Raw genomic sequence first — 14,447 nt, 5'->3', positions numbered from 1 at the left:
TGGATTTTTAATCTTAAATCGTTTTTTTAGTTCATTTTCAGAAATGCTCATAGTTTTAGCCATTTCTAAAAACATATCACATAAATGATGGTAGAATTTCTTTCTGATTTTTTGTATGTTAGTAATGAAAAGCCTATTGCCAGAACTTACACAATATAGACCGAACTTTAGGCAACACAAAAAAAGCCCAACCTTTCGATTGAGCTTTTATAAAATTTATTTCTTAACTCCTAATTTCCTCCTGCAGAAAGATTTTTCATTTCTTTTTCAACCATATCGTAGAATTGGTCAATTTTAGGTAAAACAACAATACGAGTACGTCTGTTAGTAGCTCTATGCTCAGCAGTATCATTATCAACTAAAGGAACATATTCACCACGGCCTGCAGCAATAAGTTGTTTTGGATTCACACCTAAGTCTTGTAATACTCTAATAATAGATGTAGAACGTTTAACACTTAAATCCCAATTGTCTAATAATGGTGGTTTATTGTAAGGAACATTATCAGTATGCCCTTCAACCATACATTCAAAATCAGGCTTGCTGTTTACTACTTTAGCTACTTTGGCAAGTACTTCTTTTGCTCTAGTAGTCACATTGTAACTTCCACTTTGGAATAATAATTTATCTGCAATTGAGATAAATACAACGCCTTTTTCAACATTGATTTCAATATCTGGATCATTGATTCCAACTTCACGTTTAAAGCTAGTAACAATTGCTAATGTTATACTATCCTTTTTAGTTAAGGCATCTTGTAAACGAGTTATTTTAAGTTCTTTTTCTTTAATGCTTTCTAGTGTTTTTTCAACATTTGAAGCGCCTTTTGATGATAACACAGTTAAGTTATCATTACTTTTACGTAAATCGGCAACTTGTTCTTCCAAAGTTGTTGCTCTTGCAGTTGCAGCAGCTTTGTCAGCTAAGCAACTATTCAATTTTACAGTAGCTGTATTTAATAAATCTTGTGTTTCTTTTTGTTTGGCTTCAAGAGCAGCATATTCTTTTTTAGATACACATGAGCTAAGAAGCAATAAAGTTGTTAAGCTAAATAAAAAAAGTTTCTTCATAATTACTTAAGGATTAATTTTTCTGGTTTTATTAAGTACAAATGTATGTAAAAATCAGCCGTTTTTAACATTTTAACAAAAATTTTGCTAACTATTTACAAACAGTTATAGTGTTTAGAATGATATACGTAGTAATCTAAAACAATAGATGTTTTATTATAGTATTTTTGTTTGTTTTTAAAGGCTTTTCGTTGTTTTAATAATGTTTTAAGATGCCTATAAAAACTAAAGTGCGCATAAACAATTGAAGAAATATGTTTGAATTTTAATTCAAACAAAAACTTTACAGCAGCAACACCGTCTAAAACAAGTCTTATAAAAATTAAAAAGAATAAATTTCCTTTGGCATTTTTAGTTAAAGTGTATAAACTATTTCTAAAATTAAGATATGTTTTTTGAGGATTTGTATTGCTTAGCGTAGCACCTCCCACATGATATATTTCTGATTGACCAACATAGGTTACATGATATCCCATATTTTTTGCGCGCCAACACAAATCAATTTCTTCCATATGAGCAAAGAAACATTCGTCTAATCCGTTTAATTGCTTAAAAACGTTGCTTCTAATAAACAAGCAAGCACCTGACGCCCAGAAAATATCTGCTTTGTCGTTGTATTGACCTAAATCTTTTTCAATGGTATTAAAAATTCGCCCTCTGCAATACGGATAGCCAAATTTATCTATAAATCCTCCAGCTGCTCCCGCATATTCAAAATACTCTTTATCATTATAATCTAATAATTTAGGCTGAATTATGGCCGTGTTTGCTTCATTTGTGAAGGTTTCAATAATTGGAGCTAACCAGTTTTCTGTAACTTCAACATCGCTATTAATTAAGCAGAATATGTCTTCATCTAAATTTTTGAGCGCATCATTATAGCCTTTAGCGTAGCCGCCATTAACAGTATTTTGAATAATTTTTACAGTGGGGAAGTTACTTTTAATAAAAACTACGGAATCGTCGGTAGAGGCATTGTCTGCTAAATAAACAGTTGCTTCTTTTGAATGTTTAACAATAGAAGGCATAAACTGCTCTAAAAGCTGCTTGCCGTTCCAATTTAGTATGACAATGGCTAATTTCATTTCTGGTAATCTGGAATATCCTTTAAAAATTGATATTTTTCGGCTTTAAAATCCATTTGGCAATAATAATGATTTAATCCATTAGTAATCATCAAATAGTTTGCGTTTAACACTAAATTATACTGAGCAATTTGATCAAACGTGTTTTGATTAATGGTAATGGCAGGTGATTTGCATTCAACAATTAAATGAATACTTCCGTCAGGATTAAAAACAACTATGTCATAACGTTTTCGTAACGTATTAACAATTAATTCTTTCTCAATATTAATTAATGATTTAGGATATCCTTTGTTTTCAATTAAATAATGTACACAATGTTGTCTCACCCATTCTTCAGGTTGAAGAATCACAAATCTTTTGCGTATTACATCGAAAATAGAAATTTTATTTTCGCTATTTTTGAATCGAAACGAAAACTTAGGAAAATTGAGTTGTTGCAACGTCGTGTTTTTAGATGTATCAAAGTTACGCTACAATAATTAAATACCAAATTGAGATAAAAATTTATTGCTTTGGATGAAGTTAAACAATTAGTTACCCATATAAAAAACGGACAAATAAAACCGATTTATTTTTTAATGGGTGAAGAACCCTATTATATAGATAGGATTTCAGATTTTATTGAAAACACTGTGCTCTCTGAAGACGAAAAAGGCTTTAACCAAGTGGTTTTATATGGACGAGACATTACCATTGACGATATTGTAGAAAATGCCAAACGCTATCCTATGATGTCTGAACGGCAAGTTGTGATTGTTAAAGAGGCACAAGATTTATCAAGAACTATTGAAAAATTGGTTGCTTATGCTGAAAACCCACAATTATCAACAGTTTTGGTACTTAATTATAAGTATAAAAAAATAGATAAACGTAAAGTATTATATAAAGCTATTAAAAAAGTAGGCGTTGTTTATGAAAGTAAAAAACTTTATGAAAATCAAGTAGCCGATTGGATTCGTAGAGTGTTATCTGCAAAAAAATATACTATTGTTCCTAAAGCAGCACAAATGTTGGTTGAGTTTTTAGGAACCGATTTGAGCAAAATCAATAACGAACTTGAAAAACTTCAAATAATATTACCACAAGGCACGCAAATAACACCAGTTGATATAGAAGAAAACATAGGTATTAGCAAAGACTATAATAATTTTGAATTGCGTAAAGCCATTGGAGAGCGCAATGTGGTTAAGGCACACCAAATTATTAATTATTTTGCTGAAAATCCTAAGGATAATCCTATGGTAGTAACCGTGTCGTTATTATTTAATTTTTTCTCCCAATTACTTCAATTCCATGGGTTAAGCGATAAGTCGCCAAGAAACGTTGCTTCAGTTTTAAAAATCAATCCGTATTTTGTTAATGAATACATTTTTGCAGCCAAAAATTTTCCTATGAAAAAAGTAAGTACTGTAATTTCTACATTACGAGAGTTTGATGTTAAAAGTAAAGGGGTAGGTTCAAATGCAGTTCCTCAAGGCGATTTACTTAAAGAATTAATGGTTAGGATTTTGGTTTAATATGTGAAAATTTCCTTTTTCACTATTTTTTGAATACAACCAAGTTAGTTTATGCCATACGGTTTCAAAAGGACCTCGTTTATGATTTTTTAACCACCATTTGCTAAAATAAATTAAAAGAATAGAACATAAAATCCCGATTATTAAGCTAAAGGATGCCCCAGTATACTTATATAATCCTAATCCAAAGCCGTAATAAATAGAAGCTCCTATAATAGATTGAAAGATATAATTTGAAAGGCTCATTCTACCCATTGGAGAAAATATATCAAGCTTTTTATGAACGTGTTTTGAATGAAAAAGCAAAACAAAACCAGACATTAAAACTAACATAAAAGATATATTAGTCCAAGATGTTTCAATTGTCTTGATTGAATCTAGAATAGCTTTACTACTAATTAAGTTTAGTATATGTTTTTGAATAAAAAAGAGAGGAACAAAAATAATACTTGAAATAATGAGTACTTTAGTCCAAACGCGTTTGTTAGTATCATTCCAATCAAATATTTTTTTTCTACCTGCAAGCATGCCAAACATAAACAATGAGAGGATATGAAAAAATCGTCCATTTTCAAAACTCCATCTCCATACTGCAATTTTTCCATTTGTTGAATTACCTATAATAGTATTAATAAATGAATTTCCAGGGATATAGTCACTCATTTTTCCAAAATACGCCCAAGACTTTGGATCGAGTGTAATTAAATCTGGATTATTAAAAGCTTTAATAAGTTTAAATATTTCAAAAGGCTGTAACAATAAAATTATTGCAATACCAAAAACAATTTTAGTATTCAATTTAGTTACTGGAACTAAAAATAATCCTACAAAGGCATATATAGATAAAATATCTCCTTGATAAAAAGCTGAATTAATGAGTCCAAAGCAAAAAAGAAGTACTAGGCGCCAAATAAATCGGAATCTAAAATCACGACCTCTTTTTTCTTGATTATTAGTTTGAATATGGTAGGTGAGTCCAAAAAGAAAAGCAAAAATAGCATAAGATTTACCTGAAAAAAGAAAAAACAGACTATCCCAAATAAACGAATCAAGTTTTATCATCCATTCGGGTAGAAACTGTGGGTTATAATAAAAATCAAAATGTTCAAGGTTATGCAAAAGCATTATGGATACCAATGCAAATCCTCTTAGAGCGTCAACGACATAAATTCTAGAATTACTTTTGTTTACTAACATAAACCCAACTAAATATAAACAGAAATAGTTAATGCAATCATAGTGAATACAATGAGTATGAGTACCAAAGGCATTACAAATTTCAACCACTTATCATAACCCACTTTTACAATGGCCAATGATGCTAAAATTAACCCGGTAGGATTGATAAAGGCAAACAAGCCCATACCAAATTGATAAGCATTTACGACAGCTTCTCGGCCAATTCCAACGCCGTCTGCCAAAGGAGACATAATAGGCATAGTAAGTACAGCCATTCCAGAAGAAGAGGGAATGAAAAACGACAATCCGCCATAAATATAGAGCATAGCATTAATAAACAAACCTTTGTTCATACCGTTGGTCATGTTGCTGGCATAGTATAACATGGTATCACTTATTAAACCATCATTCATTAAAACGGTTATACCCCGAGCAATACCAACAATAAGAGCAACACCTAATAAATCACTAGCACCTTTAACAAAAGTATCAACAAAAACAGATTCTTTAATGTTTGCAATGATACCAATTAAAATAGCTCCCACTAAAAACACAGAAGTCATTTCAATAAACCACCATTTTAGCATAGAAACACCATACACCATAACAACAAAACACAAAGAAAAAATAATAATTATTAATCGTAACCGAGTAGTTAATTTGATAGTTGAATTAGTAGTGTTGCCAAATAATTGTTCTATTTCTTCTTTTTGACTGTAAATGACAGATTTTGAAGGATCTTTTTTAACGCGTTTAGCGTAAAATAATATGTAAAGAATACAAATAAGTGTTCCAATCACGTACATTATCAACCTGACAGTAAACCCTGTAGTCCAATTTAAACCAGCCGCATCAGATGCAATAATAACGCTAAAAGGATTTATGGTAGAAAACATAGTACCAATAGACGAACCAAGATATATAGAAGCCAAAGCAACCATAGCATCATATTTTGCAGCAAGAAAAACAGGAATTAAAATAGGGTAGAAGGCTATGGTCTCTTCAGCCAATCCAAAGGTTGTTCCTCCTAACGATATTAAAAAAGTAACAACTATTATTAAAATAAATTCTCGACCTTTTAATGCATTTGCCATCCATGAAATTCCAGCATCAAAGGCACCCGTAAGATTCATGATTCCTATTAAACCCCCAATAATTAAAACAAGAAAAATAATATCGGCAGCTTCAACGATACCTTTTATAGGCGATTTTATAAAATCTAAAATTCCTTGAGGTTGGGCTTTTAGTTTTTTGTAAGTATTTGGAATGTTTATTGGTTTCCAAATATCACCACTAGTGAATTTTTCTAATGGAATTTTAACATCTAAATTATTTAATGTTTCTTGTGTTGCTTTTAAGGATGTTTCTTTTTCTGAACCATGTATGATAAATGTGTTTTCAGTTGCATTGTATGAAAGTGTATCATATTTTCCTGCAGGAACTATCCAAGTAAGTAATGCGACCATTGCAGCTATGATAAGTAAAATGGTTTGGGCGGTTGGAAATTTACGTTTTTTCAATGGCTTTTATATTTTGAAAGAATAAAGATAGTATTATTTTAGATTAATTTTTTTACTGAGGTATATGAATGTAAAAATACATGATAGTTGGAAACTCCATTTAAAAAATGAGTTTGAGAAGCCTTATTTTAAGGATTTGACAAATTTCGTTAAAGGAGAGTATTTAAAACATCAATGTTTCCCGCCTGGAAATCAAATTTTTAATGCTTTTGAGCATTGTCATTTTGATGATGTTAAAGTTGTCATTATCGGTCAAGACCCTTACCATGATGTTGGTCAGGCTCATGGGCTTTGTTTTTCTGTAAATGATGGGGTTAAGCATCCACCGTCTTTAATTAATATATTTAAAGAAATAGAACAAGACTTGGGTATTCCATATCCCAAAAGTGGTAATTTAGTTAGATGGGCAAATCAAGGTGTTTTATTGTTAAACGCAACCTTAACGGTGAGAGCACATCAGGCTGGAAGTCATCAAAAAAGGGGCTGGGAACTATTTACAGACGCAGTTATCAAAACAATAAGTGATAATAAAGAGCGTGTTATATTTATGTTATGGGGTGGCTATGCGAAAAATAAAATAAAATTAATAGACATTAATAAGCATATTGTACTTAAAAGTGGTCATCCTTCCCCATTAAGCGCTAACAGAGGTTTTTGGTTTGGTAATAAACATTTTAGTAAAACTAACTTCCTGTTGGAGCAAGCTCTTCAGAAGCCGATACATTGGTAGTTCTTTCAGAAAGAATAATAGGCTTTTTACTAATCTTTTTAGTTGTCTTATTACAACTCAACTTCAATAGTAAAAAATTAATTATCACTAGTGTAGAAATTAAAATAGTAATAGTATAAATCATAGATAGAGGGGTTTGTTGTTTTGCAAATATATATTAAATTATCGATAAAATGCGCTTTTTTGCGGTAAAAAAACATTATCATAAAAATAACCTTGCAAAATTAATAAAAATTAAATTTATAACAGCTATTTTTTTATTATGATAAATTTAATTTATTGTTAACAAATAAAAAATACGCACTAGTGCGTATTTTTTAAAACTGAAGAAGTATTAAATTAACTTTTAGATGGTTTTTCTAATATTTCAGATAAGTTTTTTGGTAAACTATTTTTATTAACTAAAACGGAAATAGCTTTAAGTTTAAAATAAGCTTTACTCATGTAAATAAACCCTCCATTCCCAATTCTATCGCCAGTTGTACCCCAAGAGTTTTTAACTTTATAGTATTGTGTGCCATTTTGGTCTTTAACCAATCCAACTATTTGCATTAAATGATCATCGGTTGTGTTGAAGTTTTCAAATTCTTCTTGCCTGTATTGTTGAGTTACGTTATTCTCTTTTACAATGTAGGTCATTGCTTTTTCATTATCTTCAATTTTTTGTGGAAGGACAGCTAATCCGTATTTTTGAGAAAATGTTTTTTCAGAAACATCAATATCTAATGCTATCGTGTAGCCTTTATGAATGGCGTTATCAGTAACCTCAATTAATTCATCGAGCGGCAAATTGTAAAAGGAACCGTTTGAAAAATTATCAGGAATATTTAAAATAAAGGTTGAATAAAAAGGCTCTTGCGTAAATGATGTTAACGTGATATAGTTATTAGGATTAAACTTGGTCATCGCTAAAAATGATTTAGGAGTATAATCAACACCGTTATACATGAAGTTTTCTGGTGCTTTTCCTATATAAATATCTAAAATAGAATCAACAGATTGCTTCCAATTAGGGTATTTTGAATCCTTTCCATTTTTTATGTAGGCATCTAATACTTCTTTTAAAGCAGGCACTATTTTTGAATGGTTGTATTTTTTATCAACTCCTAACACACCGCTAAAAGCACTTTCTGGAACTAATCCATTTTTTTTGATAGAATTAATAACGTCATGAGCTAGACCACCTTGGCTAAACTGTGTTTTTCCTTGTCTCATTACGTAATCCCAAGCCTTATCTTCATATGTTTTTCTAACAGTGAACATTTCAGAAATATCAATATCTTGTTGAGTGTTTTTATAAATTTCTGATTCTGCAAACGAAGACGTAGAAAAACTCCAGCAAGTACCTGTATTTCCTTGGTTTTTTACTGAAGAGGTTTCTAAATCAATAACAGGAGTGAATTTATAATGTTGTTCTGCAGGAATAGATGTTTTTTGTATAGTTGTTTCTTGAGCCTGAGAAAAAAATGCTGAAATAAAAAATAAACATACTAATAAATAATGTTTCATATTTGGGAAAATTGAAGTCAAAAGACAAATTTAATTTAAATAGAATTTAGTGTAAACGTTTTTCAGAAATTATTATAAATTTTAACAATTGTTAAGAATCAAGACTGTTTTAATATCTGCTAAAACTTTAATTTTGTATCAAATATAAATCACTTATTTTTACACTAAATTTTAAAAATAATGAGTTCAATTGATTGGGTAACGGCGAAAGACTATGAGGATATCACCTATAAAAAATGTAACGGTGTTGCCAGAATAGCCTTTAATAGACCAAATGTTAGAAATGCGTTTAGACCTAAAACAACAAGTGAATTATACGATGCCTTTTATGATGCCAATGAAGATGTTAATATAGGCGTTGTATTATTATCTGCAGAAGGACCTTCAACTAAAGATGGAGTTTATTCATTTTGTAGTGGAGGCGACCAAAAGGCAAGAGGGCATCAAGGCTACGTAGGCGAAGATGGCTATCATCGTTTAAATATTCTTGAAGTTCAGAGATTAATTAGGTTTATGCCTAAAGTAGTTATTGCCGTTGTACCAGGCTGGGCAGTTGGTGGCGGACATAGTTTGCATGTTATTTGCGATTTAACATTGGCAAGTAAAGAGCATGCTATTTTTAAGCAAACTGATGCCGATGTTACCAGTTTTGATGGTGGATATGGATCGGCCTATTTAGCAAAAATGGTTGGACAAAAAAAAGCCAGAGAGATCTTTTTCTTAGGAAGAAATTATTCTGCACAAGAAGCTTTTGAAATGGGAATGGTTAATAAAGTTGTTCCTCATGAAGATTTAGAATCGACTGCTTTTGAATGGGCGCAAGAAATATTAGCAAAATCACCTACCTCAATTAAAATGCTGAAATTCGCTATGAATTTGACTGATGACGGCATGGTTGGGCAACAAGTTTTTGCCGGTGAAGCGACGCGTTTAGCTTATATGACAGATGAAGCAAAAGAAGGTAGAAATGCTTTTCTAGAAAAGCGTAAGCCTAATTTTGATAAAAAATGGATTCCTTAAATGAAAAATGTGTCTCTTTGGATTTCAGCTATGCGATTAAGGACGTTGCCTTTATCTGTATCTGGAATTATTTTAGCGTCTTGTTTAGCAGAATATAATGGATTTTTTAAATGGGATATTTTTATTCTTGCTATTTTAACAACCTTAAGTTTTCAAATATTATCTAATCTAGCCAATGATTATGGTGATGGTGTTAAGGGTACAGATAATTCAAATAGAATAGGTCCGGAACGAGCAATACAAAGTGGTAAAATAACTCCAGAAAGTATGTTCAATGCCATTAAAATAAGTGTTTTGATTTCTATAATTTTATCTTTAACTCTTATTTTCTGTGCCTTTAATGTGTATCATTTTTTTCTAACACTTACATTTTTTATTCTTGGTGTTGTTAGTATTGTTGCAGCTATGAGGTATACTGTTGGCAAAAATGCCTATGGTTATAGAGGTTTAGGAGATTTGTTTGTTTTTGTTTTTTTTGGAATCGTAAGTGTTATCGGGTGTTACGTTTTATATTCAAAACAAATAGACCATGTTGTTTTTTTACCGGCTTGTACTATTGGACTTCTAAGTACAGCGGTGTTAAACCTCAATAACATGCGAGATGTTGAATCTGATAAAAAATCACAAAAAATGACCTTAGCTGTTAAGCTGGGAAAAACATACATGAAAGTGTATCACTTTTTTTTGGTTGGTTCAGCAATTTTATTGTCAGCAATATTCGGAATCTTATATTACACTTCTCCCTATAATTTAATTTTTATGGTTACCTATATTCCATTAATTATTCACCTTATAAAAGTTAAAAAGACGACCGAACTAAGATTACTTGATCCAGAATTAAAAAAATTGGCACTTACCACATTTCTTCTAGCTATTCTCATGGGAATAGGTCATTTGTTATAGAAATTTTGTATTTTTCTTAATTAATTATTTAATCTTATACCCATGAAAATTTCATTTTACGGTCATGCCTCTTTAGGTATTCAAGTAGGCGATATAAACATATTAGTAGATCCTTTTATTTCAGCAAATCCTAACGCGTCTCATATCAATATAGATACTTTAAAAGCTGATTATATTCTATTAACTCATGCTCACCAAGATCATATTTTAGATGCAGAAGCTATTGCAAAACGCACAAATGCTGTAATCGTTTCAAATTTTGAGGTCGTATCCTATTTTGAAAAATTAGGAATAGAAGGACACCCTATGAATCATGGTGGTCAATGGGATTTTGAATTTGGAAATGTAAAATATGTGAATGCCATACATTCCTCATCATTTCCTGATGGTTCTTATGGAGGTCAACCAGGAGGCTTTGTTATTGAGGGCGAACATAAAAACATATACATCGCTGGTGATACTGCTTTAACCATGGATATGAAGCTTATTCCGCTTCAAACAAAATTAGATTTAGCTATTTTACCTATTGGCGATAATTTTACAATGGGTATTGACGATGCTATTCTGGCTAGTGATTTTGTTGAGTGTGATAAAGTCTTAGGGTCTCATTATGATACCTTTGGATATATTGAAATAGATCATGAAGAAGCCAAACGTAAGTTTTATGAGAAAAACAAAGACTTAATGTTATTAGAAATTGGAGAAAGCATTGAATTATAAATTAATTTCTAGTCTAGAATCATATTAAAATTCCAAAATTATTTAAGTATTTTTGGCCTGTGAAAACAGTAACCTACCAAAAGCACGTCTTAAATTTTAAACAACCTAGTGGTACTTCAAGGGGGGTACTACATACTAAAGAAACTTGGTATATAAAAATTAGCGAAAATAACCAGCAAGGTATTGGCGAATGTGGTATGTTTAAAGGGTTATCTATTGATGATCGTTTAGATTATGAAGAAAAATTACAATGGTTGTGTGATCACATTAATTCAGATTTAGACATTTTATTACAAGAGTTAACTGAATTTCCTAGTATTCAATTTGGTTTAGAAATGGCTTTAAAATCATTAGAAGCTAAAAACCAATTTGAATTATTTCCTTCAGAATTTACAACAGGAACAAAATCTATTTCCATAAATGGTCTTATTTGGATGGGAAGTGAAGATTTTATGCGTCAACAAGTAAAGGATAAAATAGAATCCGGTTTTTCATGCATTAAAATGAAGATTGGAGCTATTAATTTTAAAGCTGAAACAGATATTTTAAAATCTATTAGAAAAGAATTTTCATCTAAAGATATTGAATTAAGAGTGGATGCAAATGGTGCATTTTCGCCATCAGAAGCTCTTGAAAAACTAAAAATATTATCAGAATTTGATTTACACTCAATCGAGCAACCCATAAAACAAGGCCAAGTAGAAGCTATGTCTCAACTTTGTGAAAAAACACCCTTGTCTATTGCCTTAGATGAAGAATTAATAGGCGTTTTTTCAAAAGAAGATAAAGCAGAGTTGCTTAAAATTATTAATCCACATTATATCATTTTAAAACCTACATTAATAGGTGGTTTTAAAGGGAGTGAAGACTGGATTACTAGTGCAGAGCGCAATAACATTGGTTGGTGGATTACCAGTGCTTTAGAAAGTAATATTGGTTTAAACGCCATAGCGCAATACACCTACACCAAACAAAATAAGTTACCGCAGGGATTAGGAACTGGTGGTCTTTTTACAAATAATATAGACTCTCCATTAGAAGTTAAGAATGGAGCGTTGAATTATAATACAACTAAGAAATGGAATTTTAATTTATAGCATATGTATATCTCTCAGGCTTTTAAAGGACTTCACGAATGGTGGCGGTATTTAATTGGTTTATCATTAATAGTTTTAGCTGTTATAATAGGACAAATTCCTTTTACCGCTGCGGTTATGGCAAAAGCATATTTTAATGGAGACAGTTTGTTTAATATGAACGAACAAAAAATGATGTCACTATTAGAATCTAATTTGAACCTGTTTTTAATGCTTTTATCATTTGCGGTAGGTTTGGCTGGCTTACTTTTAGTTACTAAATATTTACATAAACTATCTTTTATCCAAATAACGACTTCAAGAAAAAAAATTGACTGGAATCGCTTTTGGTTTATCTTTTTTCTTTGGGGAATTATATCAAGTAGTTTTGTTTTAATTGAATATTATAACACTCCAGAAAATTATGTGGTTAACTTTAAATGGATACCATTTTTAATTCTTTGTATTGTTGCCATCATTATGGTGCCATTGCAAACAAGCTTCGAAGAATATTTGTTTAGAGGTTATTTGATGCAGGGAATAGGAGTTGTTTTAAAGAATAAATGGGCTCCGTTAATACTTACCTCAGTGGTCTTTGGTTCGCTTCATTATGCTAATCCCGAAGTTGATCAATTAGGAGATATTATGTTAATTTATTACATAGGAACAGGTTTCTTTCTTGGAATAATGACGCTAATGGATGAAGGTTTAGAGCTTTCCTTAGGATTTCATGCAGCTAATAATTTGTTTACTGCGTTGTTGGTAACAGCCGATTGGACAGCATTTCAAACACATTCAATTTTTAAAGATATTTCAGAACCAGAAGCTGCGGGTTTTACAGATATATTTGTTCCTTTAGTTATAGTATTTCCAATAATTCTATTAATTTTATCAAAAAAATATAAGTGGGCTAACTGGAAAGACAAACTGTTTGGAAAAGTGTTAGAGCCTCAAAAAGAAAATTAAACCATATAAAATTGATAATAGCGTGATACCAAGTTATAATAAAGTACATTTAAAATTTAAGCTTAACGGTGTTAATTACAATCAAGATGATATAAGAGAAATTGCTTATAGTTTTGTAAAAGAAGGATTGCATTATGAAGAAGCTATCGGAGATTTTTTATTAGATTGGTTAGATAACAAGAGTTTTATTAAGGTTAAATCGACGGGGACAACCGGAAAGCCAAAACTTATTAAAATAGATAAACAAGTTATGGTGAATTCTTCCATTTTTACTGGAAATTTTTTCAATCTTAAGCCTGGAGATAAAGCACTTCATTGTTTGCCAGCCAACTTTATTGCAGGAAAAATGATGCTTGTTAGAGCTATGATTTTAGGATTAGAATTAGATTTAACAGAACCGACATCACACCCTATATTTAATACAAAAACCAAATATGATTTTGCGGCAATGTTACCAATTCAATTGCAAAATTCTCTGCATGATATTAATAATTTTAAAAACATTATTGTAGGTAGTGTTAAGGTATCTAATAAGTTAATTGAAGCTATACAAGACAAGTCAACTCGTGTTTTTGAAACCTTTGGAATGACTGAAACAGCCACCCATATAGCTTTAAGACCATTAAATAATTTTGAAAGTGAACAAAAAACGACTTCATTAGGCAAATCTATTTTTAAAACTTTGCCAGATATTTCTATTTCTCAAGATGACCGTGGTTGCTTAGTAATTGAGTCTGGACATTTAACTAAACAACCTATTGTAACAAACGATTTGGTAAAACTGTATTCAGAGGATGAATTTGAATGGTTAGGAAGGTTTGATAATGTGATTAATTCAGGTGGTGTTAAAATTTTCCCTGAAACTATCGAAGAAAAATTACAAGAAAAAATTAAACAACGCTTTTTTATTGCCTCTGAAAAAGATGAAACTTTTGGGGAAAAAATTATTTTAATTTTAGAAGGTGATATTGATACTGTCGACAATTCAATTTTTGAAGATTTAGATAAATACGAAAAGCCAAAGAAAATATACTGCGCTCATAAGTTTGATGTTATCTCAGATAAAATTCAACGTAAAAAAATATTAACAAAACTAGGAATAATCTAAAATAGATTAAAAAAATATACTTTTATTAAAAAAGGGTAAAG

At 30.7% G+C, this 14,447-nt stretch carries 14 protein-coding genes and 1 pseudogene; 8 read left to right on the top strand and 7 right to left on the bottom strand.

Features of this window, described 5'->3' with window-relative positions; genetic code table 11:
* The 4 genes and pseudogenes from G5V56_RS19070 to G5V56_RS11545 all read right to left on the bottom strand — a co-directional run.
* Positions 1-108: pseudogene (locus tag G5V56_RS19070) on the bottom strand (lipid A biosynthesis acyltransferase); the annotation flags it as partial.
* Positions 109-230: 122 nt separating this feature from the next.
* Entirely contained in the window at positions 231-1,070 is an 840-nt protein-coding gene (locus tag G5V56_RS11555; protein ID WP_166965125.1) for an OmpA/MotB family protein, read from the bottom strand.
* 95 nt (positions 1,071-1,165) lie between these two features.
* Positions 1,166-2,155 (bottom strand): glycosyltransferase family 2 protein, encoded by a 990-nt coding sequence (locus G5V56_RS11550; protein WP_166965123.1) that lies wholly within the window; start codon positions 2,153-2,155, stop codon positions 1,166-1,168.
* Complete coding sequence (locus G5V56_RS11545; protein ID WP_166965121.1) at positions 2,152-2,598, bottom strand: type I restriction enzyme HsdR N-terminal domain-containing protein; 447 nt, start codon at positions 2,596-2,598, stop codon at positions 2,152-2,154. The genes G5V56_RS11550 and G5V56_RS11545 overlap by 4 nt, the downstream gene beginning before the upstream one ends.
* A 72-nt stretch (positions 2,599-2,670) precedes the next feature.
* On the opposite strand from G5V56_RS11545, the gene holA reads away from it, so the two are divergent.
* Positions 2,671-3,675: a DNA polymerase III subunit delta gene (gene holA, locus G5V56_RS11540; RefSeq protein ID WP_166965119.1), complete on the top strand. Its 1,005-nt coding sequence runs from the start codon at positions 2,671-2,673 to the stop codon at positions 3,673-3,675.
* Here the strand turns inward: holA and G5V56_RS11535 are convergent.
* On the bottom strand, positions 3,652-4,872 hold the full coding sequence (locus G5V56_RS11535) for a DUF418 domain-containing protein (RefSeq protein WP_166965117.1): 1,221 nt from the start codon (positions 4,870-4,872) through the stop codon (positions 3,652-3,654). The genes holA and G5V56_RS11535 overlap by 24 nt on opposite strands.
* Positions 4,873-4,880: 8 nt before the next feature.
* The gene (locus G5V56_RS11530) at positions 4,881-6,374 is read right to left on the bottom strand and encodes a YfcC family protein (RefSeq protein WP_166965115.1); all 1,494 of its coding nucleotides are present in this window, start codon (positions 6,372-6,374) and stop codon (positions 4,881-4,883) included.
* 64 nt (positions 6,375-6,438) lie between these two features.
* Here G5V56_RS11530 and G5V56_RS11525 point away from each other — a divergent pair, with 64 nt between their 5' ends.
* On the top strand, positions 6,439-7,104 hold the full coding sequence (locus G5V56_RS11525; protein WP_166965113.1) for a uracil-DNA glycosylase: 666 nt from the start codon (positions 6,439-6,441) through the stop codon (positions 7,102-7,104).
* A 339-nt stretch (positions 7,105-7,443) separates the two neighbouring features.
* Here the strand turns inward: G5V56_RS11525 and G5V56_RS11520 are convergent, their stop codons facing one another.
* Positions 7,444-8,613, bottom strand: a complete 1,170-nt coding sequence (locus G5V56_RS11520; RefSeq protein WP_166965111.1) for a C1 family peptidase — start codon at positions 8,611-8,613, stop codon at positions 7,444-7,446.
* A gap of 180 nt (positions 8,614-8,793) precedes the next feature.
* On the opposite strand from G5V56_RS11520, the gene G5V56_RS11515 reads away from it, so the two are divergent.
* Genes G5V56_RS11515 through G5V56_RS11490 form a run of 6 tightly spaced genes read left to right on the top strand, consistent with a single transcriptional unit; the run spans position 8,794 to position 14,406 of the window.
* A complete protein-coding gene (locus tag G5V56_RS11515) occupies positions 8,794-9,633 on the top strand; it encodes a 1,4-dihydroxy-2-naphthoyl-CoA synthase (protein ID WP_166965109.1) in 840 nt (279 codons plus the stop codon).
* A complete protein-coding gene (gene menA / locus G5V56_RS11510) occupies positions 9,634-10,536 on the top strand; it encodes a 1,4-dihydroxy-2-naphthoate octaprenyltransferase (RefSeq protein ID WP_166965107.1) in 903 nt (300 codons plus the stop codon).
* Positions 10,537-10,578: 42 nt separating this feature from the next.
* Positions 10,579-11,256, top strand: coding sequence for a metal-dependent hydrolase (locus G5V56_RS11505; RefSeq protein ID WP_166965105.1), 678 nt, complete (start codon positions 10,579-10,581; stop codon positions 11,254-11,256).
* Positions 11,257-11,315: 59 nt separating this feature from the next.
* Positions 11,316-12,353: an o-succinylbenzoate synthase gene (locus G5V56_RS11500; protein WP_166965103.1), complete on the top strand. Its 1,038-nt coding sequence runs from the start codon at positions 11,316-11,318 to the stop codon at positions 12,351-12,353.
* Between the two features lie 3 nt (positions 12,354-12,356).
* The gene (locus G5V56_RS11495) at positions 12,357-13,298 is read left to right on the top strand and encodes a CPBP family intramembrane glutamic endopeptidase (protein WP_166965101.1); all 942 of its coding nucleotides are present in this window, start codon (positions 12,357-12,359) and stop codon (positions 13,296-13,298) included.
* Between the two features lie 22 nt (positions 13,299-13,320).
* The gene (locus G5V56_RS11490; RefSeq protein WP_166965099.1) at positions 13,321-14,406 is read left to right on the top strand and encodes an AMP-binding protein; all 1,086 of its coding nucleotides are present in this window, start codon (positions 13,321-13,323) and stop codon (positions 14,404-14,406) included.
* The last annotated feature ends 41 nt before the right edge of the window (positions 14,407-14,447 follow it).

Origin of the sequence: Yeosuana marina (genome assembly GCF_011762485.1) — a bacterium.
GTDB lineage: Bacteria > Bacteroidota > Bacteroidia > Flavobacteriales > Flavobacteriaceae > Yeosuana > Yeosuana marina.
The sequence above is the reverse complement of the archived record's forward strand: the minus strand, read 5'-3'. Positions and strand labels throughout refer to the sequence as shown.